We start from the raw sequence: 26,416 nt of genomic DNA, 5'->3' as shown, positions 1-26,416 counted from the left end.
GTCAGCCCTCCCATCGGGGCAGCGCCGGGTGGGATCGCGTGGCGCCCGCCGCGTCGGCGGCCGCGTCCTCGTCGACCACGCCCAGATAGCGGCGGCGCACCTCGTCGGAGGCGGCCAGTTCGGCGGTCGGACCGGAGAGCGTGACCTCGCCGACCTCCAGGACGTGGGCATGGGTGGCGAGGCGCAGGGCGAGCGCCGCGTTCTGCTCGACCAGCAGGACGGAGGTGCCCTGTTCGTTGATCTCGCGCACGGTCTCGGCGATCCGCGCGGCCATCAGCGGGGCCAGGCCCAGCGACGGCTCGTCGAGCAGCAGCACTTTCGGTACGGCCATCAGGGCGCGGGCGACGGCGAGCATCTGCTGCTCACCGCCCGACAGCAGCCCGGCCCGCTGCTGGGCCCGCTCGGCGAGGACGGGGAACAGTTCGTGGACGCGGCGCAGGGCGGCGGCCCGGTCCGTGCGACCGCCGGCCGCGCCGAGCGCCCCGGCCCGCAGGTTGTCCGCGACGGTCATCCGGGCGAACACCCGCCGTCCCTCCGGCACTTGGGACACCCCGGCGGCCACCACCCGGTCGGGGGCGAGCCCGTCGATACGGCGTCCGCCGAGCGTCACGGTGCCGCCGGTCGTCGCCCCGCCGTGGAAGGCGAGCGTGCGGCTGACCGCCCGCAACAGCGTCGACTTGCCGGCGCCGTTCCCGCCGAGGACCGTCACCACGGCCGCCTCCGGCACCTCCAGCGACACCCGGCGCAGTGCGCGCACCGGGCCGTACCCCACCGACAGATCCCGCACGACCAGATCGGAGCCCCCCATGGCACCGCCCCCTTCCTCCGCCCTGTGTGGCGCTCACCCCAGCACCGGGTGGGGTGTCCGTCCACGGGTCGCGGCCGAAACGCTGCTGGTGACCAGCGAATACGGCCGCCCGTTGTGCACGCGCACAACACTGCGTGTCAGGGGCCTGCCCAAGCCGGGCGGCGGGTGGCATCCTCCGGCCATGGGAGCGCGCAGAAGGCGTACCGGTCACGACTGGAAAGTGCTCGCGGAGTCCTGCACGGCGCTCCTGGAGCGGCTGCCGGAGCTGGTTGACGAGCATCTGCGGCTGCTGGCGGAGCACTCCCCCGTCTACGACCAGGTCCTGCCGTACGACCAGCAGTGGCGGGAGGCGGAGGAAGCGATGCGCATCGGCATCGAGACCATCTCCGCACCCCGCGACGCACCGCGCCGCGACCTGGCGTACGCGGAGGAGGCGGGGCAGCGCCGTGCCCAGCAGGGGCTGCCCCTGGAACTGCTGGTGCACGCGTACCGGAGCGCCGGCTATCTGGTCTGGGACGCCCTCTTGGAGGGCGCCGGGGGTCAGGAGCCCGAGCGGCTCGGGGTGCTGATGCGCTCGGCGACGCTCGTGTGGGCGGCGATAGACGCCCAGACGGCCGTGGCATCGGAGGCGTACCGGGCGACCGAGATGGAACTGCGCCGCCGGACCGACGAACAGCTGCACGCGCTGCTGGACGCCCTCCTGGAGGGTCAGGAGACGCCGGGCCTCGCCGCCAGGGCCGCGGCAGGGCTCGATCTGCCGGAGCGGGGCGCGTACGCCGTGGTGGTGCTGCGGACCGAGCGCCGGGACGCACGGGAGGCCTTCCATCGGCCACTGCCGGCCGCCGGGTACCGCTTCCTCTGGCGGATGCGGGCCGACCGCGAGGTGGGCGTGGTGCTGCTGGGCCCCGGCCAGGACCTGGACACGGTGGCGCGGCTGCTGAGCGGGCGGTGCTCGGGCCCCGGCGGGATCAGTCCCGTCGTACCGGGTCTGGCCGAGCTGGGCCGGGCACGACGCCTCGCCGAGCTGGCGCTGCGCACCTGTCCACCGGACGCCCACGAGGTCGTACGCCTCGACCAGCGCATGCCCACCGCCCTCGTCGTGAGCCAGCCCGAACTCGCGGCCCGTCTGGTCGCGGACGTCTTCGGCGCGCTCATCGGCCTGGAACCCCCCGACCGCGCGGTCCTGCTGGAGACCCTGGACGCATGGCTGGCCTGCGAGGGCTCGGCAGGCCGCGCCGCCGGCCGCCTGTACTGCCACCGCAACACGGTCTTCAACCGCTTGCGCCGCCTGGAACAACTGACGTCCAGATCACTGGCCCGCCCGAGAGACCTGATCGAACTGACGCTGGCGCTGGACGCGTACCGACTGACCTGAGCAGGACGCGCCCCGAAGGGGCGCGGGGAACTGCGCGACCAGCCCCAACGGCGCCGCAGCCGACCGACAACCCACCTAGCTCAGGAAATCCCGGCCGATGTTCTCGGCGACCCGCTCCAGAATCGCCCCCGCATCCGCGATGCACTTCGCCACGTCCGGCTCGACCTCCGTCAGCGGATACGCCCGCCGGATCCCCGCCCGCCCCAGCGCCTCCGGCGGCAGCGCGAGACGCCCACACACCGCGACGACCTCCTTGCCCTGAGCCCGGGCCGCCGCAGCGACCCCCGCCGGGGCCTTGCCGTGCAGCGTCTGCTCATCGAGAGAACCTTCGCCGGTGATCACCAGATCGGCGCGCTCCAACGCCGGTGCAAAACCGAGAACGTCCAGCATCACCTCGATGCCGGGACGAAATACCGCGCCGACGATCAGCGCGCCGTAGCCGATGCCGCCGGCCGCCCCCGCACCGGGCGACGCGGCGTACTCCGCCGCCTTCGGGCCGATCGCCGCCTCCAGGGTCTTGGCGTAGTGCGCGAGGGCCTCGTCCAGCGTCTGTACGTCGTCCGGGGAGGCGCCCTTCTGCGGGCCGTACACCGCCGGGGCCCCCTTCGGCCCGGTCAGCGGGTTGTCGACGTCGCTGGCGAGCACCAGCTCGACCTCGCCGAGCCGCGGGTCCAGGTCGGACAGGTCGGCCGACGCCAGGCCGGCCAGTCCGCCGCCGCCCGGGGACACCGGCTCCCCGTCCGCGTCCAGGAAGCGCGCGCCGAGTGCGGACAGCATGCCGGCGCCCCCGTCGGTGGTCGCGCTGCCGCCGACGCCGAACACGATCGTGCGGGCGCCCGCGTCCAGCGCGGCCCGCAGCAGCTCGCCGGAGCCGTACGTCGATGCCGTGAGCGGCGCGAAGACTCCGGCCGGCAGCCGCTGCAGCCCGCTGGCCTCCGCCATCTCCACGACCGCGGTGTCACCGCGCAGCGCGAACGCGGCCGTCACCTCGTTCCCGAGAGGGCCCGCGACCCGTACCTCACGTCGCTCGAACCCGGCCGCGACCGCCGCTTCGACCGTTCCGTCGCCGCCGTCGGCGACCGGCAGCGCCTCGACCTCAAGGCCCGGCACGACCGTGCGCAGCCCGGCCGTCACCCGCTCGGCGACCTGGACGGCCGTCAGTGACCCCTTGAACTTGTCCGCGGCGATGAGGACCCTCTGGGCCCCCCTGCCTGCAGCGTTCGCCACTTTGCATCCCCTTGCTCTACGGGCCCCGCACATGTCGAGGCCAGTCGCGCCGCTGTGACCTTAACCGGAGGACCCCCCGGCAGTCATGCCCCGAGCGGCCGCGCCCGGAATCGGGTAGACCGGTCCTATGACCCCTGTGGGCACTGAGCACGAGCTCGCGGACCGCATCCTCGGGGGCTGGCTGGGCCGGATCGCGGGCAACATGCTCGGCAAGCCGGTCGAGCAGGGCGATCTGTGGACGCGGGACCGTATCGACCGATATCTGCGGCAGGCCGCCGCCCTGCCCCTCACCGACTATCTGCCCGAGCCGGTCGACGAGAGCGACGGCTTCGAGCTGCGGCCCGAGTGGCGCCAGTGCGTCCGGGGCCGTATCCACGGCAGCTGCCGTGACGACGACGTCGACTACGCGATCCTCGGCCTCGACCTCCTGGAGACCCACGGATTCGGCTTCAGCACCGAGCAGGTCGGCGACCTGTGGCTGCTGCGCATGCCGTATCTGCAGACGTTCACGGCCGAGCGGGCGGCGTACCGGAACCTCGCCAACGGGCTGAAGCCGCCCGTGACCGCCACCGTCGACAATCCGTACCAGGAGTGGATCGGCGCCCTCATCCGCGCCGACATCTACGGCTGGACCTGCCCCGGCGTCCCCCGCCGCGCCGCCTCCCTCGCCCGCCGGGACGCGGTGCTGTCGCACACCGGCAACGGCGTGTACGGGGCGCTCTGGGCGGCGGCCCTGATCTCGGCGGCGTTCACGGCGCCGACCGTGCGGCACGCCGTCGACGAGGCGCTCGCCGTGATTCCGGCGAGCTGCCGGCTCGCCCGTACGGTACGCCGGGTCGTCTCCCTCCACGACACGCGGATGACCTGGGAGGACACGCTCACCACGGTGGCCGGGGAGACCGCCGGGCTCGGCTGGATCCACACCATCCCGAACGCCGCCGTACTGACGGCCGGGCTGCTGTATGGCGACGGCGACTTCACCCGCACCGTCACCCTCACCGTCCGCGGCGGCCTGGACACCGACTCCAACGGCGCGACCGCGGGCTCGGTGGCCGGCGTCCTGACCGGCGCGGACGCCATCCCCGCGCAGTGGAAGGACCCGCTGGAGGACACGGTGCGCAGTGCGGTGTTCGGCTTCGACGGAGTACGGATCAGCGAGTTGGCGGAGCGGACGGTGCGGTTGGCGCAGGCGGAGGGCTGAAGCGGGCCAGCTTGCCGGCCGCACGGGGGCGACCACCAACTTGCCGAAGCAGCGGGGGCTCAGCCCGGCGAACGGGGCTATCCAGGACGGTTCCGATGCCGTGATCACGCCAGCCATCGCAAGATCATCCCACCGCGACCAGGCGCTACAGGAAAGCCTCGGGCGGCTCCTGATCGGGCCGTGACGGGGGACGATGCCTCAAGTACCCCGTAGTTGCCGACCAGAGGCAGGGTTCCTCCTTCCCGCAGCAACCACAGTCGCCCGGAAGATCACCTGCTTGTCCTCAACCGAACTTGAGGTCATACGGTCTCTCCATGACCTGCACGGTGCGCGGGCTCCACACTGAAGTACACGGAGGGGATACCCCATGACGACACAGCAGGTCTCCGACGCCGAACTCGCCGGACAGCCCGCCGCGTACTGGACCGGCGTCGCCTACGAGGCTCTCATCGCGTACACCCGCGCCCGGCAGGCCGAAAAGGGGTACACCCAGCCCCAGTTCTGGCTGCTGCGCAACCTGTCGGTGAACGACATCTCGCCCGACGGTGAGGGGATGACCCTGTCCGAGCTGCGGGAGGCAATGGCCTCCTACATCCGTCCAGAGGACGACCTGGCGGCCGAAGCAGAGGGGCTCCTTGAACGCGGCTGGCTGACCCAGGACGCCGAGGGCCGGCTGTGGCTCACCCCGGAAGGGGAACAGGCCCGCGTCGATCTGGCCCGCAATGCCCCCGCGATCCGCGCCGCCCTCCATGAGGGCATCGACGACGCGGACTACGTCACCACGGTGAAGGTGCTCCAGCAGCTGATCCGGAACGCGGGTGGGGCAGTCGCCTGATGGACCGCAAGCCCGGGACAAAGCGCCCCGGGCCACTCAAACCGATCTTTGCGGGCCAGCCCTTAGTCGATGAAATTCACGACAGGGTGACCGCCGGATTCGAGGGCGCCGAATCGAGCGACCCGATCACCGCCGGGCCGCCCACCTACGACTTGGTCTTCGGGGAGCTTGTAGCGGGCCACCTGCATCGCGGTAAGTGCGGCGCGGACCGATTCAAGGCTCAGGTGGGCCCCCGGCTCCACGACCACCATCGCGCACACCCGCTCCCCCAGGTCGGGGTCGGCCTTTGCGACGGACGCGACCCGGGCGACACCCGGCAGGCGGTAGATGAGGTTCTCGACCTCCTCGGCGGAGATCTTCTCGCCGCCCCGGTTGATGAGGTCCTTGTCTCGTCCTTCGACGACGAGATTGCCCGACGGATGGAGCCGGACGACGTCACCGGTGCGGTACCAGCCGTCGGGGGTGAACGCACGGGCGTTGTGCTCAGCGGCCCGGTAGTAGCCACGTGGGGCGTACGGGCCGCGGGTGAGCAGGGCGCCCATCTCGCCGGGCGGGGCCGGGTTGTCGGAGGCGTCGACGACGAGGATCTCGTCGTCCGGGCGCATGGGACGCCCCTGCGTCTCGATCTTGATGTCGTCGGGGTCGTCGGGGCGCGTGTAGTTCAGCAGCCCCTCCGCCATGCCGAACACCTGCTGGAGTGTGCCGCCGAGCACAGGTTCGGCGCGGCGCGCGACCTCCGGCGCGAGGCGGGCGCCGCCCACCTGCACCAGTCGTGGTGCGGGCGGGGCCGGCCGCCGTGCAAGCGAAGCCGGGTGCCCCGCAAACCGGCAAATCAGGTCATTCCGAAGACACGCGAAACTCGAATTCGGGACGGTCCCACGGCACGGCGGGCGGGTTCGCGAGCGCGGTCCCGATCCGCACTGCACCTGCGCGGTGGTAGAAGTCCGCGGCGGGAAGATGCGACACGACCTTGACACGGTCGAGCCCGGCGGCACGGGCCTCGGACTGCATGTGCGCGACGAGCAGCCGTCCGATACCCCGTCCTTGCGCTTCGTCGGCGACGAACAGCAGGTCGAGCTCCGGCGGAGCGAGGACGAGCGAGTAGAACCCGAGGACCCGGCCTCCATGCTCGTCGGCGCCGACGGCCACGAAGGCGCGGTGGGCCTCGATGTAATCAGGCCCGACCCGGTAGCCCGCGACTGCGGCTGCGTACTTACCCGCGTAGGCGCCTGAGCCACGCACGAGCCGCGTGAGCCGTTTGGCATCCCGCGCAACGGCCCTCCGTATGGTGATCGGCTGGCTGATCGGGGAAGTGCGTGAACTCATCGGGAGAGTCTCTCGCACCGGGGCGTGCCGCCGCGCGGCGGGTCGGCTGCTCGGGCCCCGATCGACCAAGTCACTGCCGCAGCGAGGGCCAGCCTGTGCAGGACGACTTCAGGCCGGCCTCGTGAGCCGCATCAGGAGACGCTGGACTTTGCGCCAACCCACCTGTTCGGAAGCCCCGCCAGGCCGCACCCGCGGGCTTCTCATCGAGTGCCGCTCTCACACAGCCCCTATGGCGGGGGTGGTGAGGATGTGGGTCGCATCAGGTGAACCGCAGCGCGCGCGGTCAGGTCGCCGCCGCCGTGCCCTACGGGTTGTCACCGATCCGCACCGCATCCGGTCGTAGTCATGCACGGCACTGGTGTTGCCGGCTCCGGCACCGTTCCCCCTTTGAGATCAGGACTTCATGAGTCAGTCATCCCACGCGTCCAGCGCTTGGTACCGGCCGATGCTCGCCCGTCATGCCGGCGAGGATCACCGCACGGCCAGTGCGCTGGAGTTGTTCTTCGACCTTTGTTTCGTCGCCGCCGTGGCGCAGGCGTCCTCGGCGTTCGAGCACGAGATCGTCGCGGGCCGTACGCTGCACGGCCTGCTCGGCTACGCTCTCGTGTTCTTCGCGATCTGGTGGGCCTGGATGAACTTCACCTGGTTCGCCTCCGCCTACGACACGGACGACGTGCCGTACCGCCTCCTGACGCTGGTCCAGATCACGGGCGCCCTGTTCATGGCGGCAGGCACCACCCAGGCTCTGGAGCACGGCGACTTCACGGTCGTCACCTGGGGTTATGTCGTGATGCGGCTGGCCATGGTCAGTCAGTGGCTGCGCGCCGCGTACACGGACCGAAAGCGCCGACGGTCCGCGCTGCGGTACGCGGTGGGAATCCTCGTTCTCCAGATCGGCTGGCTGGTCCGGCTGCTCCTCCCGCACGACGGTGGCACCGTCTCTTTCGTCGTCCTCGCGATCGGTGAACTCGCGGTGCCGGTCTGGGCCGAGCGTGCGATAGGCACCACCTGGCACCCGCAGCACATAGCGGAGCGCTACGGCCTGTTCACCCTGATCGTGCTCGGCGAGTCCGTCATGGCCGCCGGTCTGGCCGTCCGCGCCGCCCTGGACACCCACAAGGAGCTCGGCTCCGTCCTGGTCATCGCACTGGGTGGGGTGCTGACCGTCTTCGCGCTCTGGTGGCTGTACTTCGCCCAGGATGCGCCGCGCCGGCTCAGAACCCAGTCCACGGCCATGTTGTGGGGGTACGGGCACTACGTGGTGTTCGCGGCCGCGGCTGCCGTGGGTGCGGGGCTGGCAGTCAACGTTGCCCACGTCACCCACCAGCACGCTCTCACCGACGTCCAAGCCGCAGCCACGTACACGCTGCCCGTCGCCCTGTTCATCACATGTGTGTGGCTGCTGCACCGACGGGCCGCGCAGCCGTCCGGCAGGGCCAACGTGCTGCCCCCTGTCGCGGCGCTCGCCGTACTCGCCACCACGTTCACGGCGGCGTACGCCGTGCTGCTCACCGGCGTCATCGCGTCCCTGCTGATCGGGACGCACCTCGTCGCCGCACGACGCGAAGCCGTCGAACGCTGAACGTTCGCACGCTGAACGTTCACGTACTGAGCGTTCGCGCCCCGCCTCGGCGGGGCGCGGCCGTCAGGCGCGGTCCTCCGGCGCGACATAGTCGAAGGTCGGGCCCACGAACTGTCCGTCCTCGTCCTGCATGGCCATCAGGCTCTGCGCCTGTCCCTTGATCGCATACATCGTGCCCACCGAGATGCCCAGCATCGCCGGGTTGCCGTTGAACGCCTGCTCCAGTTGTTCCAGCATCTTGCAGTACGTCTTGTTGAACGCCTCCTGTGCGCTGCGGATCGCACTGCCCTCGGGGTGATCCTCCAGCCGAGGGTTGGGGCGCAACGGGCGAACTCCCGCCGGGTCGACGGTGACTGCTTCCCCGGTGGGCCCGGACTCGGGCGTGTCACCAGGCTGATAACGCCGGCCCAGGGCCAGTTCCTGGAACCGGTAGTAGTGGGACACCGCCTTCGTCTCGGGGTGGAACAGGTCCATGTCCCCGTCCCAGACCTCGGCTCGGGCCGCGCCCTCACCCTGCTCGACGATCTCCTTCAGCGCCGCGAGCGCCGAGTCGAGGTCCGTGACCGGGCTGAGGTGGCCCGCGGTGTGGGCGAACGGGCCGCCGGCGACCTGGCGGGCGGGGTCCCCGGTGAAGACCTGGTTCTCACCGAGTTCGGCGCACAGGTGGCGCAGCCCCTTCTCGATCGCGTCGTAGAACTGTCCGATGGTCTCGTAGTTGTCGTCCTCGGCCGGATCGCCGGAATGCGCCGGCTGTTCGAGTCGGAGGAACATGTCGAGGGCCTCCTTGCCAAAGGGCAGCAGGGCCAGCTCGATGGACGGATCGGCATGCGGCATGGTCCGCGGGTGCGGCGGCAGCAGGTGCGGTGCGTCGAGTCGGGGCTGTCCACCGACGGCGTTGAGCAGATTCGCCACCAGCGCGAGGTGGATCATCTCCTCGACGAAGACACCGCTGATGAGTTGGGCGGCGTCCGGGTTCCGCTCGGCGTCGAGGGAGTACAGGGTGGTGAGGTAGGGCGGAAGGGTGGCGTGCTCAACTTCGATGGCCCACTGCAGGTGCATACGCAGGTCCTGCAACGTTGCGATGCCTGTCGCTGAAACGGTGTCAAAGTTGTCGGGCCGGGCCTGGGACATGGTCAGGGGCTCACTTTCGAGTCGTCGTCGCAAGGGCGGAGGGTCCGGAGCCGTCTCACGCCGCCGGGAGGATGGGCAGGGCTCCTTGCAGTCAACTCACTGACAGGGCAGGCAAAGTATCTGTGACATCCAGGGCCCCTCCGCCTGTGACCTCCGGCGCCCCTCCGCACACCGGCGGCGACGCACAGTAGGTGTGAGATAGTTTTTCCATCGGGCCGGAGTGGGCGAGGCAACACTCTTCCGGCTCGCGCGCAGCAGCGTGGGCGCCCACCCTCCTGGCCCAGGTTTCCACCCTCCACACTCTTCGGAGGCGCTCCACTCACTCGCGAGCGCCCTCGACATTCCTGTCGCCCCGGGGAGTTGCCCATGAAAGGTGAGTTGCATGGCCGAGCTGTTCTACGACGCCGACGCCGACCTGTCCATCATCCAGGGCCGCAAGGTCGCGGTCATCGGTTACGGCAGCCAGGGCCACGCCCACGCGCTGTCGCTCCGTGACTCGGGTGTCGACGTCCGGGTCGGTCTGCACGAGGGCTCCAAGTCCAAGGCGAAGGCCGAGGAGCAGGGCCTGCGCGTGCTGAGCCCGGCGGAGGCCACCGCCGAGGCCGACGTCGTCATGATCCTGGTTCCGGACCCGATCCAGGCCCAGGTCTACGAGGACTCCATCGCCCCGAACCTGAAGGACGGCGACGCGCTGTTCTTCGGCCACGGCTTCAACATCCGTTACGGCTTCATCAAGCCGCCGGCCGGTGTTGACGTCTGCATGGTCGCCCCGAAGGGCCCGGGTCACCTGGTCCGCCGTCAGTACGAGGAGGGCCGCGGCGTTCCCTGTCTCGTGGCCGTCGAGCAGGACGCGACCGGCAACGCCTTCGCGCTGGCACTGTCGTACGCCAAGGGCATCGGCGGCGCCCGCGCCGGCATCATCAGGACGACGTTCACCGAGGAGACCGAGACCGACCTGTTCGGTGAGCAGGCGGTCCTCGCCGGAGGTGTCAGTGCCTTGGTGAAGGCGGGCTTCGAGACGCTGACCGAGGCCGGCTACCAGCCGGAGATCGCGTACTTCGAGTGCCTGCACGAGCTGAAGCTGATCGTCGACCTCATGTACGAGGGCGGCCTGGAGAAGATGCGCTGGTCGATCTCCGAGACCGCCGAGTGGGGCGACTACGTCACCGGCCCGCGGATCATCACCGACGCCACCAAGGCCGAGATGAAGAAGGTCCTCGCGGAGATCCAGGACGGCACGTTCGCCAAGAACTGGATGGACGAGTACCACGGCGGTCTGAAGAAGTACAACGAGTACAAGCAGCAGGACGCCGAGTCCCTGCTGGAGGCCACCGGCAAGGAGCTGCGCAAGCTCATGAGTTGGGTCGACGAAGAGGCGTGAGTCCTCGGTCGGCCGGTGGCTGACGGGCCCCGCGATCTGGAGTGCTGCCTCCGCCCGGTTCGGTCCGGACGGAGGCAGCACGGTCGGGGAAGGGCAGCGGGGACTTGGCTCCTCCCCCGGTCTGGGTGCTCCCCCAACGGGGAGGGTCAGCGTCGGTGCTGGGCCGGTCAGCCCATCTCCTCCAGCGCCTTGCCCTTCGTCTCCTTCACGTACTTGAGGACGAACGGGATGGAGAGCGCGGCGAAGAGCGTGTAGATCACGTACGTGCCGGCGAGGTTCCACTCGGCCAGCGACGGGAAGCTCGCGGTGATCGCCCAGTTGGCGATCCACTGTGCGGCGGCGGCCACGCCCAGCGCGGCGGCGCGGAACCGGCTGGGGAACATCTCGCCGAGGAAGACCCAGACGACCACACCCCAGGACAGGGCGAAGAACAGGACGAACACGTGGGCGGCGATCAGGGCGACCCAGCCCTGCGTCTGCGGCAGCTTGCCGTCGACCAGGTCGAAGGAGAACGCCCACGCCTCCAGCGCCAGGCCGATCACCATGCCGACCGAACCGATCAGGGCGAGCGGTTTGCGGCCGACGCGGTCCACGAAGATGATCGCGATCACGGTGCCGACGATGTTGATGATCGACGTCGTGAAGGAGTAGAGGAACGAGTCCGTCGGGTCGACGCCGACCGACTGCCACAGGGTCGAGGAGTAGTAGAACGCGACGTTGATGCCGACGAACTGCTGGAAGACCGACAGGCCGATACCGATCCAGACGATCGGCTTGAAGAAGAAACTGCCGCCGAGCAGGTCCTTGAACCTGGACTTCTCCTCGCTGTGCATCGCGGTCTCGATCTCGATGACGCGGGCGTCGAGGTCCACGCCCTTGCCCTCGACCTCTTCGAGGATCCGGCGGGCGCGGGCGTGTTTGCCGACGGAGATCAGGAAGCGCGGCGACTCGGGGATGGCGAAGGACAGCAGGCCGTACAGGACGGCCGGCACGACCATGACGCCGAGCATGACCTGCCATGCCTCCAGGCCCAGGATCTTGCCGCGCTGATCGCCGTCGGCGGCGTTCAGCAGGCCCCAGTTGACGAGCTGGGACACGGCGATGCCTATGACGATCGCGGCCTGCTGGAAGGAGCCGAGCCGGCCACGGTAGGCGGGCGGGGCGACCTCGGCGATGTAGGCGGGGCCGATCACGGAGGCCATGCCGATGGCGAAGCCGCCGACGACCCGCCAGAAGGCTAGGTCCCACAGCGTGAACGGCAGCGCGGAGCCGATCGCGCTGACGGTGAACAGGGCGGCGGATATCTGCATGCAGCGGATACGGCCGATACGGTCGGCGATGCGGCCCGCGGTGGCGGCGCCGACGGCACAGCCGATGAGCGCGATGGCGATGACCTGGGCCAGGGCCGCGGAGCCGATGTCGTAGCGGTCCCTGATGGCCTCGACGGCGCCGTTGATGACGGCACTGTCGTAGCCGAAGAGGAAACCGCCCATCGCGGCCGCCGCCGTAATGAAGATGACGTGCCCAAGATGATCGGGCTGAGCCGCTCCGGCTCCTGACTGGGATGCCTGCGCTGTGCTGGTCACATGTACTCCTCGGGCCACGGCAGCTGTGCCGGGACGTTGCTGGATGTACTGGAAGACAGCTTTCGCCCGGCTCATGTGACGCTTTCGAACCCACGGTTCTTGACCGACGGACGATTCCGCAGGCCGTTTCGGCTTGCCGGGTCGAGGCGCCGGCCCTTCTGACCTGCGCCTCGACCCGCCCGTGGTGACCGAGTCACCTCACGGACATGTCACACTCTCAGTCGCGCACAACGTTGGGGGCGATGTCCTCGGTGAATGCCTCACCACCGGATCGGGCGACCTTGGTGTTCTTGGTGGGGTCGACGCCGCAGAAGGCCGCTTCCAGCGTGCCCGCGAGGGCGGCGTTGACCGTGCCGTTGTTCGACGTGTTGGCCATCGACGTCATGCTGCGCTTGCCGTCGGCCGAGGTGAAGGCGTACGTGTAGTAGCCCTGCATGGTGCCGGTGTGGCCGTAGACCTTCACGCCGCAGGAAAGCACCCTGCCCCGAAGGCCGAGGCCGTAGAACTGGGTGCCGTCCGCGTTCACCGGGACCATGCTCAGCATCTCCTGCAACTGCGGCTGGGGGACCAGCTTGCCGGAGACGACAGCGGCGAAGAACCGGTTCAGGTCCGCCGAGTTGGAGATCACGGCTCCGGCGGACTGAGCCCAGGAAACGGTCTGCTCGGTGGAGTCCACCAGCGGCAGCGTCGTGTCGTCGTCGCGCAGGTAACCCCGTGCGTGGGACCCGGTGATGGTCGTCCGCGGGTGCACGTACGAGGTGTTCCGCAAGTCCAGCGGCTGGAAGATCCGCTGCTCGTAGTGAGTGGTCATCGGCACACCCGTGATGTGCTCGATCAGTTGGCCCAGCACCACGAAGTTGGTGTTGGAGTAGCTGTAGGCGGCCCCCGGAACGACCGTCGGCTGGTGCGCGGTCGAGAGGTCGATGAGCTCTTGGAAGGAGAACACCTTGTTCCGGACTGCCTCGAAGCCCGGAACGGTGTGGTAGAACATGTCGTTCGTGAAGTCCCAGAGACCGCTGCGATGGCTCAGCAGGTGCCGCACGGTGATGCGGTCGTCCGGCAGCGGCTTGGGGAGGTAGTCGTTCGCCGGCGCGTCCAGGTCGACGCGGCCCTCGGCGACGAGCTGCATCAGTACGACGGTGGTGAAGCTCTTGCTGACGCTGCCGACGCGGAACCTGCGGTCCGCGTCCATCGCGGTACCGGCCGCGGTGTCGGCCTTGCCCGAGGCGATCCGGTAGCTGGAGGCACCGAAGTCGATGCGGGTGAGCGCGCCGGGCGCCCCGTTGGCCATCGCCTGCTTCTGCACGGCGAGTACACCCGTGATCGACGGGCCGGGAAGGTTGGTGGTGGCGGCACTGGTCGGAGTAACGGCCAAGGCCGTCATGACGGCGGTGCCTGCGAGCGCGACGCTCACGTTCTTGATGCGCATCCGATTCTCTCTCGTGAAGACGCTGAACAGCATCTCCGGGCCGCGTCTGTCCATGACAGGAGTCGCTGATCCCCAGTCCTGAGGACAGTCGTGGGGCCGGAGGGTGCTGGCCAGAACCATAACGCACACGGTGTGTAACGATGGCAAAGAAGGTGAGCCGGACGAAGGTTACCGATTCGCCGAACTGGCCCGGATCGCTGGGCAGTCGGTCCTCGACGAGGGACCGGACAAACAAGAGCTCTCCTGCGGCACCTACGGTTTCAGGGACTTGCGTTACCTCTGCCCAACGCCCGGCGAGCCGTGGCGCTGCTCGACGACCACGCAGGTGCTGGTACGCAACACTGGACCGGCCCCTGTGTACGTCACCGCCATCCACGGCGCTCGACAGGGCGTGCGTCAGCAGGGCCCGGAACAGGAGATCAACCCCCGTCACACAGTAGCCGTTCGCCCTGGGCCGGGACATCTGTTGTTCGACCTCACCCTGCGCGGCGCCGGCCCCGTCAAGTCTCTGACGGTCGCCTCGGTGCGCTAACTGGCTCTAACAAAAGCTGTTGATCATGTGAGTTTCGAGTTGTCGGCTCGTTGGTCTGGTCATGGGGAACCGTCAGTCTCGGCCGTGGATCGTGTCGGATGAACTGTGGTCACTCATCGAGCCGTTGCTGCTCGAGCCGGCGCCGAAATTGGTCGAGGGCAGGCCTCGAGTGCCGGACCGGCAGGCTCTGTGCGGGATCCTGTTCGTCTTGCACACGGACATCCAGTTGGAGTACCTGCCCCAGGAGCTGGGCGTCGGTTCAGGCATGACCTGCTGGCGGCGCCTGGGACCAACTCCACGTGCTGCTGCTGGAGAAGCTGCGGTCCAAGAACCAGCTGGACTGGTCCCGGGCGGTGATCGACTCCTCGCACGTCCGCACGGCCCGGCGGGGCCCGAAAGCGGTCCCAGCCCGGTCGACCGAGCACCTCCGGGCAGCAAGCATCACCTCATCGTCGACGGGCAGGGCATCCCGCTCGCCGTGTCGCTGACCGGCGGGAACCGCAACGACGTGACCCAGCTTCTGCCTCTGCTGGACAAGATCCCGGCCGTTGCGGGCCGGGACGGCAGACCGTGCCGACGGCCGGACACATCGCTAGCCGACCGCGGCTACGACCACGACACGTACCGGCGCCTGCTCTGGCAACGCGGGATCCGCCCCGTGATCGCGAAACGGGGCCAGCCCCGTGGCACCGAACTGGGCATCTTCCGCTACGTCGTCGAGCGCACGATCGCCTGGCTCCACGGCTTCCGCCGCCTGCGCATTCGCTGGGAACGACGCGACGACATCCCCGAAGCGTTCCTCGGACTCGCCGTCTGCCTGATCACCCACCGCCACGTCCAACGGCTTTGTTGGGGACAGTAAGGCCTCAAGCTGCGCTGAGGACTCACAGAAGGTCCCCGTCACGGAGCACCGCGACGGGAACGGAACCACAACCTTCAACTCGCCCGACGCTATACGGTCAAGCCAGCCAGTCGGTGTAGCGGGTGGCGGCGAGGTGAGCGTTCCTGTCGGTGAGGACGTCTCCCTCGACGACCGCGAACATGCCGGCGGTGGGGTCGGTGACCACAGATCGAGCGTCGCCCTTGCGGGACAGAATGATCCGTCCCAGCTCGTCGAGCTTGAAGATCTCCGGGCCTCCGATGTTGCGGATGCCGTTCAGGGGGGCGCCGACGGCGACCTGCGCCACCGCGTCGGCCACATCCTTGGCGGCGATCGGCTGGATCGGTGTAGCGGGCAGACGGACGGTCTCCGCGTCGGCTGTCCAGGAGAGAACGGAGTCCATGAACTCCATGAATTGCGTCGCCCGGACGATCGAGTAAGGGACGGGGCCTGCCTTGAGGAGGTCTTCCTGCAAGACCTTGGCGCGGTAGTAATCCAGCTGCGGTACCTGATCGACCCCGACGATCGACAGGATGACGAAGTGACCGACCCCACCCTTGTGGGAGGCTGCCAGCAGGTTGTCCATCGACGCCTGGAAGAAGCCCGGCGAGGCCTCGTCGAAGGTCGGCGAGTTGGTCAGGTTGACGACGACGTCGGCACCGGTGACGGCCTGCTCGACGCCCTGGCCGCTGATGACGTCGACTCCGGTGGACTGGGAGTGCGGTACCGCCTCGTGTCCGGAGTCGTTCAGGATCTGGACGACCTGCGAGCCGATCAGCCCGGTTCCGCCGATGACTGCGATCTTCATGTCGCATCTTCCTTAAGCAGTGGGTGCAAATTGGGGCATACGAGACTCCTGTGAGAGCGAACGGTACTTCCAGCATCCGTACGGCTGCTCCAGGACACAGTGCTGACCGAACAGGTCGCTCGTTTGTGACACCGCGTCGCGCCTCCTCGGCAGAGTCCGCTCCCCTCGTCCGCCAGGGCCACCGCCGTACGGCGAGCAGGAGGTGCCGACGCACTGGGACCAGCTCCTCCGGAACCGCCATGGACACGGCTTTGGGAAGTCGGATCAGATGAGTTCCCGCCCGCCGTCGACGGTGATCACGTGACCGGTCGCATGGCGCCCGGCCGGGTCGGGCGAACGGAGAATGCAGTGAGCTAGCTCGTCCGCGCTCGCGATGTGGTGGGTCGGGATGCGGTCGCCTTCACAGGCGTACACACTGTCGGCAGCCCTCGGGGTCACACCAGCGTGCAGCGCCGCGGCACAAGAGTGGGCTGATGCCTCTCAGTGAGCGGCGACGGAGTCGTCCGGTTGGGCATGGGCGATCACGCTGTCACCCGCGTTTCCACAGAGGTAGCGCAGCAGGTCGCTGTCTGTCTCCTCGTTGCCGAGTTGCCGCACGACCTCCTCGACCGCCTGACGCAGAATGGGCGAACCCAGCCGTAGTACGTGGTGCGCGACGGCGGTCAGCTCGATCTCGACGCTCCGACGGTCGACCACCGAGGTGTGCGTGGTGATCAGACCGCGGTCCTGCAGGCGTGTCACCAGGCGACTGGTAGCGGACTGGCTCAGCCCTACCCCGTTGGCCAAGTCGTTCAGGTACAGCAGCCCCGCACCGGCCCGCACCCCCTCACTCAAGGTTCGGAGGGCGTAGAACTCGCTGACGCCCAAGCCCAGTTGCCGGTGAAGGTGTCGCTCTATGGAAGCCTCGATCCGACGATGGACACGAGTCAGACTGTTCCACTGCGTGATCAACGTGGCATCGTCGTTCATGGGCGGTGACCTCTCTGCTGTCCACGGCGTCCAACTGCTCGATGCCGGGACGGGTCCCGGCAGGTGGGCCGCGGCGCTTGCCTGCACCCGAAGGGACATGATCGACGTCGGCCCCCAGACAGAGGGACTCGTCGCGTCTCAATCGAAGCAGGGCTTCCACTCCGCCGCCTGCTGTCACGCGGCATGGCGAGCGGGAAGTTGCGCCGGGCCGGGCGGCCGACGGAGTGACGGCGCCGAACGACGGACACGGTCCTCGGGGACGAGGAGCCGCACGAGGCGTTCCAGGTCGCCGGTGCTGGCAGCTGCCCGGAACGCGGCGACGAGACGACGGTGCGACTCGACGGGGACCGGCCGCTCGCGGTCGCTGTCGAGGCGGGCCTGGGCGCGGTGGACCACCGCCCGGGCGTTCGGGGCACTGATCCGCAGCAGCTTCGCGAGATCGGAGTAGGGGTAACCGAAGCCCTTGCGCAGCACGTAGGCGGCCAGCCGGTCCGGTGTCAGCCTGGCCATGAGCAGGGCCAGGGCCGCCTCGAGCGCCGAGGTTCGCTCGGCGTGCAGCAGAGGGTCGTGGGCGGAGTCGTCACCGAGTTCGGCCAACTGCGGATCGGCCGGCGTCTCGTGACGGTGCCTCCCGGACTGGATGACGTTGATGGCCAGACGGGTGGTGGCCGTGGTCAGGAACGCGCCCGGTTTCTTGATCTCCGCGCGGTGGGTGAGCTGCCAGCGCACCCACACCTCCTGGATCACGTCCTCGGCTCGGGAGACGTCGCCGACGATCCGGTAGGCGATGCGGAACAGTCGTTTGCGATAAGCCAGGAAGTGGTCGAGGGCGATGTCCAGGTCGTCCCCGGCGGGCCGGTCGGCCGGCAAAACATCGGGCGACTTCATGTCTGGACTGGGCGCGGACATCGGGGCTCCTCTTTCACGAACGGCGCCCTTGAGGGCGTTGGTTCCACCCTCCGTCCGCGGCATCCCCCGCCGCGCCCTTAGTGTCCGTAGTCCGGTCCGTGGGCCCCCGGGATTTCCCCTACGGGCGCTCAGCCCGCGCGCATCATGCCCTCGTCATCGGCGCCCCCGGCCAGCGTGCTCTTGAGGGCGCCGGGCAGCGCGCGACGGGAGTTGATCCCGAGCTTCGTGTACACCTTCCGCAGGTGCCACTCGACGGTGTGCGGGCTGATGAACAGCTCCGCGCCGATCTTCACGTTCGTCATGCCGGCGGCGGCGAGCGCGGCGACCTGGGACTCCTGGGGGGTGAGTGCGCTCGCCGGCTTGGTCTCCCGTGCCCTGACCTCCGCGCCGGTGGCGAGCAGTTCGCGGCGGGCCCGTTCGGCGAATGCCTGCGCCGGCATCCCGTCGAACATCTCGTGGGCCGTGCGCAGGTGCTCGCGGGCCAGCGATCGGCGGTTGGTGCGGCGCAGCCACTCCCCGTACAGCAGGTGGGTGCGCGCCACCTCGACGGCCACGCCGCCCCGCCCGAACTCCTTGATCGCGGTCCGGTACAGACGGTCCGCCTCGTCACCGTCGGCGAGCAGTGCCTGGCTGCGGGCGCCGGCGCCACGGGCCCAGCCGGAGTCGGCGGCGCGGGTGAGTTCCACCAACCGCTCCAACGAGTCCCTGGCCTGGTCGAGTTCACCGCAGCGGGTGGCGGCTTCGACGTGTTCGACCAGGGAGAGGCCGGTGAAGTTGAACCCGTCGTGGTCGATGCCGGCGCGAGCGGCCTGCAGTGCCTCCTCGTAGCGTGCCAGGCCGTTGTAGAGCACGCCCTGGACGTAGCCCATGGCGCCCAGCAGGGACACCTCGCCCCGCTGGTCGGCGCGCTGCCTGGCTTCCTCGACGACGCCGGCGACGACATCCGCCTCGCCCCGCCACGCCGCCAGCACCAGGGTCGCGTACTTGTGCGGCGCGTGGCCGGTCGCGGCGGCGAGCGCGTCGGCTTCGTCGATCATTCTGGCGGCTTGGGCGAAGTCGCCGTAGTGGATGTGCACCCCGCCGGCGTAGATGAGAGCCGGTGGCAGCGCGCCGAGCGCTCCTATGTCGCGGGCGAGGCGCACCGCGCGGCTCGACAGCGTGTCCCAGGCGTGCAGGTCCCAGGCGTAGTGGATGAACGCCTCCAGCGCGACCGGTGCCAACAGCAGCCAGCGTACGGTCGCTTCCCGGGTGCGGAGCTCTTCGTGGGCCAGCAGTTCCAGGGCGCCGCGCAGCGCCGGGACACCGGTCTCGTATCCGTCCGCGATGAGCGCGGACACACCGTCCAGAAGCAGGTCGGCGGCCTCGGAGCCGGAAGTGGGAGCGCCCGACCCACGGGCCGCGATCGCGGCGGCGCGGGCGCCCGTGGGGCCGTGCACGCGGCCCGCGAAGATGATCGCGCTGATCGCCTCAAGGTAGGTCTCCCGCGCCAGCGGCGATCCGGCGGCGGTGAATTGCGCGGCGGCGTCGAGGAGCAGGGGCGCCGCTTCGTCGCTGCGGCTGCGGGCGAAGAGGATCCTGGCCCGCAGCCGTGCCAGGCGGGCGCGGTCCAGGGCGCTCAGGGGGCACAGTTCGGCCACCGTCGCGAGCTCCGTGGCGCGGTCCGGCGCCGCGGCCGAGAAGTGCGCCTCCGCTGCCGCCAGGGCGCGGCGTCCTCGCTGCCCACGGTCCGGCGTCACTTCAGCGGCGCGTTCGAGGAGTACCGCCTCGGCCGCTATGCCGCCGCGTTGCCGCGCGCGGTCGGCCGCTTGTTCCAGGCCCGCGGCCACCTCCTCGTCCGGTCCGTCCGCGGCCTGGGCGGCGTGCCAGGCACGGCGGTCGGGGTCCAGGACCGGGTCGGTGGCCTCGGCGAGCGCCCGGTGCACCGCTCGGCGTTCTGCGGGTGCGGCCCCGTGGTAGACCGCCGAACGGACCAGCGGATGCCGGAAGCGCACGGACTCACCGAACTCGATGAGGCCGGCGGCCTTGGCCGGAGCCGCATGGGGCGTGATCTTGAGCGAGGCGGCCGCACGGACCAACAGGCGTGCGTCACCGACCGGTTCGGCCGCCGCGATCAGCAGCAGCGTCCGGGTCGCCTCAGGCAGGGACGTGAGCCGGCCGGCGAAGTCCCGTTCCACACGACTGGCGACCGGCCCGTGAACGGTCGGATGACCGGACGAGTCCAGGCCATAGGCCAGTTCGGCGGCGCTGCGGCCTCGGGAGAACTCCAGCAGCGCGAGGGGGTTGCCGTCCATCTCGGCCACGAACCGGTCCCGGAGCCGCTTCTCCAGTTGTCCGCCGACGGCGGTTTCGAGGAGTTCTCCGGCGGCGGTGGTGTCGAGGCCGCCGATTCGCAGCGCCGGCAGGTCGTTGAGTGCGGCCTGCCCTTCGGGGTCGCGGACCGCGAAGGCCATCGCGACCGCCTCGGCGAGCAGCCTTCGCGCCACGAATTCCAGGGTCTGCAGGGAGACCCGGTCCAGCCACTGGGCGTCGTCGATCAGCACGAGCACCGGTCGGGTCTCCGAGGCGCGGGTGAGCAGGGTCAGTACGGCGAGGCCGACGAGGAAGCGGTCGGGCGGATCGCCGGCTGCCATGCCGAACGCCACGCGCAGGGCGTCGCGTTGCGGTTCCGGCAGCGCGTCGAGCTCGTTCAGGAACGGTGCGCACAGTTGGTGCAGGCTCGCGTAGGGCAGCTCCATATCGGCCTCGATGCCGTGCGCCCAGGTCACCTTCACCCGGGACGCCTGCTCGGCCAGGTACTGCAGCAGCACGGACTTCCCGATGCCGGCTTCGCCCCGGATCACCAGTACTCGGGACCCGACTTCGCGGAGGTCGACCAGCAGGTCGTCGAGTGCCGCGCACTCGCGGTGCCGGCCGACCAGGTCCGGAAGCGGGCTGGCGATCATGAGACGTGGCTCCTTCGGCGGACCGGGATGGGAGTTCCCGCAATGGTGGGAGGAAGGGTCCTTGTCACGATACCTGGAAGAGTGTCCACACCTTATGTGCAAACCTTGTGACACATTCCACGTGAGCAAACCCCGCGAAGCTGTCACACCCGCGTTCATCATCCGGTCGACCACTGCCTACGATCTCGCTCGTCCACTGCAGCAGGAAGGTCCCATGTTGTCACTCGGGCATCAGCTAGCCACATCCGTTCTCGTGATCGGAGCCGGTGAGGAGGGCCTTCGAGCCGCCGTCGAGGTCGCCGAGGCGGGCGTCGCGGTCATGGTGGTGGCGAAACACACGGCTGACGACGATCACAACGTCGAACGGCAGGACGAGGGACCGGTCCTCCGCCGGCGGGTTCTGCGCGAACACACGGAACGACTCGGCATTCCCGTCCTGTCCGGCGTCTACGTCACCAGGCTGCTGGTCGACGACGGCACGGTTTTCGGTGCCTACGGCTTCGACCTGGCCGACGGCGCGCGCTACCTCGTGCACGCCGACTCCGTGATCCTCGCGACCGGAGGTCACACGCGCATCTGGCGGCGTACGTCGTCACGTCGCCACAAGAGCACCGGTGACGCCTTCCGCCTGGCTGTCGAGGCCGGCGCCCGGCTGCGCAACCCCGAGCTGGTGCGCTTCCACCCCCTCGGCCTGATCGCGCCCGAGCCCGCGGCGGGCGTACTCCTCGGTGACGCGGCACGCGATGAGGGCGGAATCCTGCTGAACAACCTCGGCGAGCGGTTCATGGCACGCTACGACGCCGAGCGCATGGAACTCGTCAGCCGTGACCGGGTCGCCCTGGCGTCCTGCACGGAGATCAGGGAGGGCCGGGGCACGCGGGCCGGCGGTGTGTGGCTCGACCTGTCCCACCTGCCGCGTGAGACCGTCCTGACGCGTCTGCCGCAGCTTCACCGGTCCTTGTTGCGCCTCCAGATGCTCGACATCACCCACGACCCGGTCGAAGTCGCGCCGACGGCCCAGTACTCCCTGGGAGGCGTCCGGGTCCGGCCCGAGGACCACGGCACCGACGTCGGCGGGCTCTACGTCGTCGGGGAGGCGGCCGGCGTGCCGCACGGCGGGAACCGGTTCGAGGAGCACTCGCTGAGCGAACTCCTCGTGTACGGCCGTATCGCGGGCCGGGCCGCGGCGGACTACTCGGCCGGACTCGCCGCCCAGCACCGGTCCCCTGCTGCGGTGCGCGCCGCGGCGTCGGACGTGAACCGGCTGCTGGCCTGCGACGGCCACGAGAACGCCCGCGCACTGCTACGGACGGTGCGCCACCTGATGACGGAGTATGCCGGTGTCGTACGGGACGGGAGCGGGCTGGCCGCCGGGCTCGCCGGCCTCGACGAGATCGAGGACCGCATGCGGCACATCGCCGTGCACATCGACATCGGCGGTCACCAGGACCTCGCGCACGCCTACGATCTGAGGTCCGCGGTACTCGCCGCGCGCGCCACGCTGGAGTGTGCGAGGGAGCGGCGGGAGACCCGGGTCGGTCACCACCGGTCGGACCACCCCGATGTCGACCCCGATCCGGGCGTCAACCTGGTCTGGTCCCCGACGACCGGGGTGCGTCATGAGCCCGCCCCCTCCCTCCCCGCCCACCTCGCCGAATTCATGCACGACGTCTCGGCCGACGCGTTCCACTACGGCCATGTCCTCTGATCCGCGGGCCGGCCCAGTGGTTCCGCCGGCCTGCTCACGGGGTCCGCCCGCCCCGCGAGGTCCGTGATTCCGGCAGGTGCTGGGAGGCCCATCCGGCCAGTTCACCGAGGATGGGCATCAAAGCTCTTCCGTCCGCGGTGAGGCGATAGCGCACCGTGACGGGCGGGCCGGGCTCCACGTCCCGGAGCGTGAGACCGGCGGCGGACAGTTCCGAGAGCCGCTCCGAGAGCACCGAGTCGCTGATGCCCTCGACCGCGCGCCGCAATTCGGCGTAGCCCAGGGGCCCGTGCTGCAAGGTGGCCAGGATGACACCGTTCCACCGCTTGCCGAGAAAGCTGAACGCCCTGGTCAGCGCGGAGTCACAGGCCGCCGGATGGTGCTGCCCGACATCCGCGCCGCTCGCCTCGGCCGACTGAGTCTCCTTCGCCTGCTCCATGACCTCAGGGTATCCGGGTGCTAGCCTGCCGGCCGCTGCTCTGTTTTTCATAGCAGCAGTTCTTTTACTAGTTACTTCACTCAGACGAGCCAGGAGATCCCGCATGTCCGTCCCAGGAGCCCTCCCCCGCATCGACGCCGAGGCCCGCGCCGCGCTCTTCACCGACGCACGCACCGCGTACTCCTTCGCGGAAACGCCGGTCGACGACGAGACGCTCACCGCCATATGGGAGCTCGCCCGCTGGGCCCCGACCGCCGCGAACACCCAGCCGCTGCGGGTGCTGTACGTCCATACGCCCGAAGGCAAGGAGCGGCTGCTGCCGCACCTGGACGAGGGGAACCGGCCGAAGTCGGCCTCCGCGCCCGTCGTCGCGGTGCTCGCCGTGGACCGCCGCTTCCACGAGCACATCCCGCAGATCCTGCCGATCCGCCCGGAGATGAAGGAGCACTTCGAGAGCGAGCCCGCCCAGCGTGAGGCCGTCACCGCGTTCAACGGTCCGCTGCAGGCCGGCTACTTCATCCTCGCCGTCCGCGCCCTCGGCCTGGCCGCGGGTCCGATGGGCGGCTTCGACACCGCCGGGATCGACAAGGAGTTCTTCGCCGACGGCGACTGGACGTCCATCCTCGTCGTCAACATCGGCCACCCGGCCGGACCCCCGGCGTTCGACCGCATGCCGCGGCTGGACCACGAGCACGCCCTCGACTGGGCCTGACGCCAGGGGGCGCCGGTCCCTCCTGCCGGTCGGTCCGGGGCCGTGCCCCTACCTGACCGGCAGGAGGGACAGCAGCCGGAGGTTGGTGTGGCTCTCGGTTCCCGGTGCCGCGGTGTACACCACGAGCCGCTGGGACTGGTCGGGGTCGACCAGCGTCTGGCAGTGCAGTTCGAGCGCCCCGACCTGCGGGTGGTGGAAGCGTTTCGGGGCGCAGTACGGCCTCAGCACGGGGCGCTCCCGCCAGATGGCGGCGAACTCGGGGCACTCCCTGTTCAGTGCGTCCACGAGCCCGGCGGCGCGCGAGTCGCGTCCGTCGCGGGAGTAGGCGCTGTGGAGGTCCGCCACCATCAGGCGGCTCTGCTCGGCGTGGTCCTGCTCGGGATGGACGAGGCGGGCGCCGGGGTCCGTGAACCACCGGTAGTGGGAGCTGCGCGCCAGTCCGGTGTGGGCCGTCTGGTCACCCAGCAGCGCCACGGCGGGGCGCGTCTGCCTCAGTGTCTCGCCCAGGTGGTTCATCACCTGGGCGGGCGTGTCCTCCAGCCGGTCCAGGATGCGCATCATCCCGGGGGCGATGTGGTCGCCGCCCGGCGCACGGCGCGGCAGGGCGTTACCGGCGAGTTGGAAGAGGAGGTCTCGTTCTTCCAGCGACAGGTGCAGTCCTCGGGCGATCGCGGCGAGCATCTGCTCCGAGGGATTGGGGCCGCGCGGCTGCTCGAGCCGGCTGTAGTAGTCGACCGACATGTCGCACAGCGCCGCGACCTCCTCGCGGCGCAGCCCTCCGGTGCGCCTGCGGCGACCGCGGGGCAACCCGACGTCCTCGGGTTGAAGGGCCTCGCGGCGGGCTCGCAGGAAGGCGGCGAGCGCTGCCCGGTCTGCCATGGTTGTCCTTTCGCACGCGACGCGGGAAACAGTCGGCTCGCACGCGACGCGGGAAACAGTTGGTTCGCACGCGACTGCGGGAGCCGCTTGGTCTGTCAACACTGTGTGAACAGTCCGACCAGCTCCCGCATTCCATCAAACAGTGTGTTCTCCGGTCCTGACGGCGTCGCGTCAGCGGGTGATCGCCTTGGTCTCGAGGAACTCCTCAAGGCCGGCTCGGCCCATCTCCCGGCCGTTGCCGGACTGCTTGTACCCGCCGAACGGGGCCTGGAAGTTGTGCTGTGCACCGTTGATGTCGACCTGACCGACGCGCAGCCGCCGGGCGATGGCCAGGGCATGGTCCTCGTCACCGGTCACCGCGGCGTTGAGCCCGTACATCGTGCCGTTGGCTATCGCGACGGCGTCATCGTCGTCGGCGTAGGGGATGACGACGAGGACGGGGCCGAAGATCTCCTCCTGGGCGATGACCGACTCGGGGTCGACGTCGGAGAAGATCGTGGGCTGGACGTAGGCGCCGGTCTTGAAGCCCTCCGGGCGGCCGGGGCCGCCCACCACCAGCGTGGCGCCGTCGGCGATGCCGCGCCGGATGTAGTCGTCGACGCGTCGGCGCTGGGTCTCCGAGGCGAGCGGGCCGATCCGCGTGGCCTCGTCGGCGGGGTCGCCGACCACGTACTCCTCGGCCGCTTTCCGCAGCTTGTCGACCACCGTCTCCTGGAGGTTCTCGGGCACGAGCATGCGTACGTAGGCGCCGCATGCCTGACCGCCGTTGGCCCAGGCGAAGGCCAGTCCGCGAGTGACGGCGGAGTCGAGGTCGGCCTCGGGCAGGACGATGTGGGCCGCCTTGCCTCCCAGTTCGAGCGCGACGCGCTTCACCGTGCCGGAGGCGGCGACGGAGACGCTCCGGCCGGCGCGGGTGGACCCGGTGAAGGAGATCATGTCGATCTTCGGATGCCGGGAGAGGGCCTCACCGACGACCGGGCCGGTGCCCTGCACCACATTGAACACACCGTTCGGGACGCCCGCCACGGTGGCGATCTCCGCGAACATGCGGGCACTGAGGGGAGAGGTCTCCGAGGGCTTGAGGACGACAGTGTTGCCCGCGAGCATCGCGGGGACCACCTTGGTCACCAACTGCTGCAGCGGGAAGTTGCACGGGGTGATCGCCCCCACCACACCGATGGGCTCGCGGACGACGAGCGAGTTCTCGATCACTTCCGTCCACTCGATCTGTTCGGCCGAGGCGACCGCGGCCAGGGTCGACGCGACCGGGAATCCGACCTGCGCCTGCCGCGAGAAAGCGATCGGGGCGCCCATCTCCAGGGTGATGGTGGCCGCCAGTTCCTCGCTGCGTGCCTGCAGGCCCTCGGCCAGGCGCCGCATGGCGTCCGCACGGTGCTGCGGGGACGTCGCCGCCCATCCGGGCTGGGCGGCGAGCGCGGCTTCCACCGCCGCGTTCACGTCCTCTTCCGTGCCCTCGTGCACCTGGGTGACGACCGATTCGTCGGCGGGGTTCACCACGTCGATCAACGGCCCGGAACCGCGGACGGAGCGGCCGTCGATCCAGTGGGACGGGGCTGGGAAAGGAGTCTTGACGCTTTCGTTCATGTCGCCAAGGGAACATCGCTCGTCGCGGGACATCCATGCCCTCTCATGCCCATGATCCAGGTCACGCGGCAGTGGATCTCAGCGCTGCGGAGGCACCCTCACAACGGCCTCGGCAGCCAGCGGTGTTGTTATGCTCGCCGCGTGCGGGGGCGGGC

General features: G+C 69.7%; 22 protein-coding genes and 2 pseudogenes. 9 read left to right on the top strand and 15 right to left on the bottom strand.

Translation table 11 applies throughout. The features are described from left to right. Window position 1: 1 nt before the first annotated feature. Window positions 2–808, bottom strand: coding sequence for an ABC transporter ATP-binding protein (locus tag KCH48_RS09730; RefSeq protein WP_210572063.1), 807 nt, complete (start codon window positions 806–808; stop codon window positions 2–4). A 181-nt stretch (window positions 809–989) separates the two neighbouring features. On the opposite strand from KCH48_RS09730, the gene KCH48_RS09725 reads away from it, so the two are divergent. Beyond that, window positions 990–2,183, top strand: a complete 1,194-nt coding sequence (locus KCH48_RS09725) for a CdaR family transcriptional regulator (RefSeq protein WP_210572062.1) — start codon at window positions 990–992, stop codon at window positions 2,181–2,183. Between the two features lie 75 nt (window positions 2,184–2,258). Here the strand turns inward: KCH48_RS09725 and KCH48_RS09720 are convergent, their stop codons facing one another. After that, window positions 2,259–3,443 (bottom strand): glycerate kinase, encoded by a 1,185-nt coding sequence (locus KCH48_RS09720; protein ID WP_374104665.1) that lies wholly within the window; start codon window positions 3,441–3,443, stop codon window positions 2,259–2,261. A 94-nt stretch (window positions 3,444–3,537) separates the two neighbouring features. Between KCH48_RS09720 and KCH48_RS09715 the strand changes: the two genes are divergently transcribed. Next, on the top strand, window positions 3,538–4,611 hold the full coding sequence (locus tag KCH48_RS09715) for an ADP-ribosylglycohydrolase family protein (protein ID WP_210572060.1): 1,074 nt from the start codon (window positions 3,538–3,540) through the stop codon (window positions 4,609–4,611). 26 nt (window positions 4,612–4,637) lie between these two features. On the opposite strand, the pseudogene KCH48_RS09710 reads toward KCH48_RS09715, so the two are convergent. Next, a pseudogene (locus KCH48_RS09710) lies at window positions 4,638–4,728 on the bottom strand (IS5/IS1182 family transposase); the annotation flags it as partial. A gap of 250 nt (window positions 4,729–4,978) precedes the next feature. Between KCH48_RS09710 and KCH48_RS09705 the strand changes: the two are divergent. Beyond that, window positions 4,979–5,446, top strand: a complete 468-nt coding sequence (locus tag KCH48_RS09705; RefSeq protein WP_210572059.1) for a MarR family winged helix-turn-helix transcriptional regulator — start codon at window positions 4,979–4,981, stop codon at window positions 5,444–5,446. 62 nt (window positions 5,447–5,508) lie between these two features. Here KCH48_RS09705 and KCH48_RS09700 read toward each other — a convergent pair whose 3' ends face one another. Both KCH48_RS09700 and KCH48_RS09695 read right to left on the bottom strand, forming a co-directional pair. Next, window positions 5,509–6,372, bottom strand: a complete 864-nt coding sequence (locus KCH48_RS09700; RefSeq protein ID WP_307840849.1) for an AMP-binding protein — start codon at window positions 6,370–6,372, stop codon at window positions 5,509–5,511. Continuing rightward, entirely contained in the window at window positions 6,284–6,772 is a 489-nt protein-coding gene (locus tag KCH48_RS09695) for a GNAT family N-acetyltransferase (RefSeq protein WP_210572058.1), read from the bottom strand. Before KCH48_RS09695 ends, KCH48_RS09700 begins: the two co-directional genes overlap by 89 nt. A 403-nt stretch (window positions 6,773–7,175) precedes the next feature. Here KCH48_RS09695 and KCH48_RS09690 point away from each other — a divergent pair, with 403 nt between their 5' ends. Further along, a complete protein-coding gene (locus KCH48_RS09690; RefSeq protein ID WP_210572055.1) occupies window positions 7,176–8,354 on the top strand; it encodes a low temperature requirement protein A in 1,179 nt (392 codons plus the stop codon). Window positions 8,355–8,417: 63 nt separating this feature from the next. On the opposite strand, the gene KCH48_RS09685 is transcribed toward KCH48_RS09690, so the two are convergent. Continuing rightward, the gene (locus KCH48_RS09685; protein WP_246885047.1) at window positions 8,418–9,413 is read right to left on the bottom strand and encodes a ferritin-like protein; all 996 of its coding nucleotides are present in this window, start codon (window positions 9,411–9,413) and stop codon (window positions 8,418–8,420) included. A 454-nt stretch (window positions 9,414–9,867) separates the two neighbouring features. On the opposite strand from KCH48_RS09685, the gene ilvC reads away from it, so the two are divergent. Further along, the gene (gene ilvC / locus KCH48_RS09680) at window positions 9,868–10,866 is read left to right on the top strand and encodes a ketol-acid reductoisomerase (RefSeq protein ID WP_210572052.1); all 999 of its coding nucleotides are present in this window, start codon (window positions 9,868–9,870) and stop codon (window positions 10,864–10,866) included. A 167-nt stretch (window positions 10,867–11,033) separates the two neighbouring features. Here the strand turns inward: ilvC and KCH48_RS09675 are convergent, their stop codons facing one another. Together KCH48_RS09675 and KCH48_RS09670 are read right to left on the bottom strand one after the other, a co-directional pair. Further along, a complete protein-coding gene (locus KCH48_RS09675; RefSeq protein WP_210572050.1) occupies window positions 11,034–12,452 on the bottom strand; it encodes a sugar porter family MFS transporter in 1,419 nt (472 codons plus the stop codon). A gap of 217 nt (window positions 12,453–12,669) precedes the next feature. After that, window positions 12,670–13,881, bottom strand: coding sequence for a serine hydrolase (locus tag KCH48_RS09670; protein WP_210572265.1), 1,212 nt, complete (start codon window positions 13,879–13,881; stop codon window positions 12,670–12,672). A gap of 103 nt (window positions 13,882–13,984) precedes the next feature. Between KCH48_RS09670 and KCH48_RS09665 the strand changes: the two genes are divergently transcribed. Continuing rightward, window positions 13,985–14,413, top strand: a complete 429-nt coding sequence (locus KCH48_RS09665) for a hypothetical protein (protein WP_210572048.1) — start codon at window positions 13,985–13,987, stop codon at window positions 14,411–14,413. 61 nt (window positions 14,414–14,474) lie between these two features. Then, a pseudogene (locus KCH48_RS09660) lies at window positions 14,475–15,275 on the top strand (IS5 family transposase). A 97-nt stretch (window positions 15,276–15,372) separates the two neighbouring features. Here KCH48_RS09660 and KCH48_RS09655 read toward each other — a convergent pair. From KCH48_RS09655 to KCH48_RS09640, 4 genes are all read right to left on the bottom strand, one after another. Next, window positions 15,373–16,101, bottom strand: a complete 729-nt coding sequence (locus tag KCH48_RS09655; protein WP_210572046.1) for an SDR family oxidoreductase — start codon at window positions 16,099–16,101, stop codon at window positions 15,373–15,375. A 480-nt stretch (window positions 16,102–16,581) separates the two neighbouring features. Further along, on the bottom strand, window positions 16,582–17,070 hold the full coding sequence (locus tag KCH48_RS09650; RefSeq protein WP_210572045.1) for a MarR family winged helix-turn-helix transcriptional regulator: 489 nt from the start codon (window positions 17,068–17,070) through the stop codon (window positions 16,582–16,584). 174 nt (window positions 17,071–17,244) lie between these two features. After that, on the bottom strand, window positions 17,245–17,979 hold the full coding sequence (locus KCH48_RS09645) for a sigma factor (protein ID WP_210572043.1): 735 nt from the start codon (window positions 17,977–17,979) through the stop codon (window positions 17,245–17,247). Between the two features lie 128 nt (window positions 17,980–18,107). Continuing rightward, window positions 18,108–20,921, bottom strand: coding sequence for a LuxR family transcriptional regulator (locus KCH48_RS09640; protein WP_210572041.1), 2,814 nt, complete (start codon window positions 20,919–20,921; stop codon window positions 18,108–18,110). Window positions 20,922–21,135: 214 nt separating this feature from the next. Here KCH48_RS09640 and KCH48_RS09635 point away from each other — a divergent pair, with 214 nt between their 5' ends. Then, window positions 21,136–22,629, top strand: coding sequence for an FAD-binding protein (locus KCH48_RS09635; protein WP_210572039.1), 1,494 nt, complete (start codon window positions 21,136–21,138; stop codon window positions 22,627–22,629). A gap of 34 nt (window positions 22,630–22,663) precedes the next feature. On the opposite strand, the gene KCH48_RS09630 is transcribed toward KCH48_RS09635, so the two are convergent. Beyond that, window positions 22,664–23,065 (bottom strand): helix-turn-helix domain-containing protein, encoded by a 402-nt coding sequence (locus KCH48_RS09630; protein WP_210572037.1) that lies wholly within the window; start codon window positions 23,063–23,065, stop codon window positions 22,664–22,666. A 103-nt stretch (window positions 23,066–23,168) separates the two neighbouring features. On the opposite strand from KCH48_RS09630, the gene KCH48_RS09625 reads away from it, so the two are divergent. Continuing rightward, window positions 23,169–23,777: a malonic semialdehyde reductase gene (locus KCH48_RS09625; RefSeq protein ID WP_210572033.1), complete on the top strand. Its 609-nt coding sequence runs from the start codon at window positions 23,169–23,171 to the stop codon at window positions 23,775–23,777. Between the two features lie 48 nt (window positions 23,778–23,825). Here the strand turns inward: KCH48_RS09625 and KCH48_RS09620 are convergent, their stop codons facing one another. Both KCH48_RS09620 and KCH48_RS09615 read right to left on the bottom strand, forming a co-directional pair. Further along, entirely contained in the window at window positions 23,826–24,656 is an 831-nt protein-coding gene (locus tag KCH48_RS09620) for a helix-turn-helix transcriptional regulator (protein ID WP_210572032.1), read from the bottom strand. A 171-nt stretch (window positions 24,657–24,827) separates the two neighbouring features. After that, a complete protein-coding gene (locus KCH48_RS09615; RefSeq protein WP_210572031.1) occupies window positions 24,828–26,294 on the bottom strand; it encodes an aldehyde dehydrogenase family protein in 1,467 nt (488 codons plus the stop codon). Between the last annotated feature and the right edge of the window lie 122 nt (window positions 26,295–26,416).

The sequence above is a fragment of the Streptomyces sp. GESEQ-4 genome (assembly GCF_017948455.1).
Taxonomy (GTDB): domain Bacteria; phylum Actinomycetota; class Actinomycetes; order Streptomycetales; family Streptomycetaceae; genus Streptomyces.
The sequence above is the reverse complement of the archived record's forward strand: the minus strand, read 5'-3'. Positions and strand labels throughout refer to the sequence as shown.

Excerpts from the sequence above, each read along its gene's own strand:
- KCH48_RS09730 (WP_210572063.1), bottom strand. The coding sequence starts at position 808 with ATGGGGGGCTCCGATCTGGTCGTGCGGGATCTGTCGGTGGGGTACGGC.
- KCH48_RS09725 (WP_210572062.1), top strand. The coding sequence starts at position 990 with ATGGGAGCGCGCAGAAGGCGTACCGGTCACGACTGGAAAGTGCTCGCG.
- KCH48_RS09720 (WP_374104665.1), bottom strand. The coding sequence starts at position 3,443 with ATGTGCGGGGCCCGTAGAGCAAGGGGATGCAAAGTGGCGAACGCTGCA.
- KCH48_RS09715 (WP_210572060.1), top strand. The coding sequence starts at position 3,538 with ATGACCCCTGTGGGCACTGAGCACGAGCTCGCGGACCGCATCCTCGGG.
- KCH48_RS09705 (WP_210572059.1), top strand. The coding sequence starts at position 4,979 with ATGACGACACAGCAGGTCTCCGACGCCGAACTCGCCGGACAGCCCGCC.
- KCH48_RS09695 (WP_210572058.1), bottom strand. The coding sequence starts at position 6,772 with ATGAGTTCACGCACTTCCCCGATCAGCCAGCCGATCACCATACGGAGG.
- KCH48_RS09690 (WP_210572055.1), top strand. The coding sequence starts at position 7,176 with ATGAGTCAGTCATCCCACGCGTCCAGCGCTTGGTACCGGCCGATGCTC.
- KCH48_RS09685 (WP_246885047.1), bottom strand. The coding sequence starts at position 9,413 with ATGCACCTGCAGTGGGCCATCGAAGTTGAGCACGCCACCCTTCCGCCC.
- ilvC (WP_210572052.1), top strand. The coding sequence starts at position 9,868 with ATGGCCGAGCTGTTCTACGACGCCGACGCCGACCTGTCCATCATCCAG.
- KCH48_RS09670 (WP_210572265.1), bottom strand. The coding sequence starts at position 13,881 with ATGCGCATCAAGAACGTGAGCGTCGCGCTCGCAGGCACCGCCGTCATG.
- KCH48_RS09655 (WP_210572046.1), bottom strand. The coding sequence starts at position 16,101 with ATGAAGATCGCAGTCATCGGCGGAACCGGGCTGATCGGCTCGCAGGTC.
- KCH48_RS09650 (WP_210572045.1), bottom strand. The coding sequence starts at position 17,070 with ATGAACGACGATGCCACGTTGATCACGCAGTGGAACAGTCTGACTCGT.
- KCH48_RS09645 (WP_210572043.1), bottom strand. The coding sequence starts at position 17,979 with ATGTCCGCGCCCAGTCCAGACATGAAGTCGCCCGATGTTTTGCCGGCC.
- KCH48_RS09640 (WP_210572041.1), bottom strand. The coding sequence starts at position 20,921 with ATGATCGCCAGCCCGCTTCCGGACCTGGTCGGCCGGCACCGCGAGTGC.
- KCH48_RS09635 (WP_210572039.1), top strand. The coding sequence starts at position 21,136 with ATGTTGTCACTCGGGCATCAGCTAGCCACATCCGTTCTCGTGATCGGA.
- KCH48_RS09630 (WP_210572037.1), bottom strand. The coding sequence starts at position 23,065 with ATGGAGCAGGCGAAGGAGACTCAGTCGGCCGAGGCGAGCGGCGCGGAT.
- KCH48_RS09625 (WP_210572033.1), top strand. The coding sequence starts at position 23,169 with ATGTCCGTCCCAGGAGCCCTCCCCCGCATCGACGCCGAGGCCCGCGCC.
- KCH48_RS09620 (WP_210572032.1), bottom strand. The coding sequence starts at position 24,656 with ATGGCAGACCGGGCAGCGCTCGCCGCCTTCCTGCGAGCCCGCCGCGAG.
- KCH48_RS09615 (WP_210572031.1), bottom strand. The coding sequence starts at position 26,294 with ATGTCCCGCGACGAGCGATGTTCCCTTGGCGACATGAACGAAAGCGTC.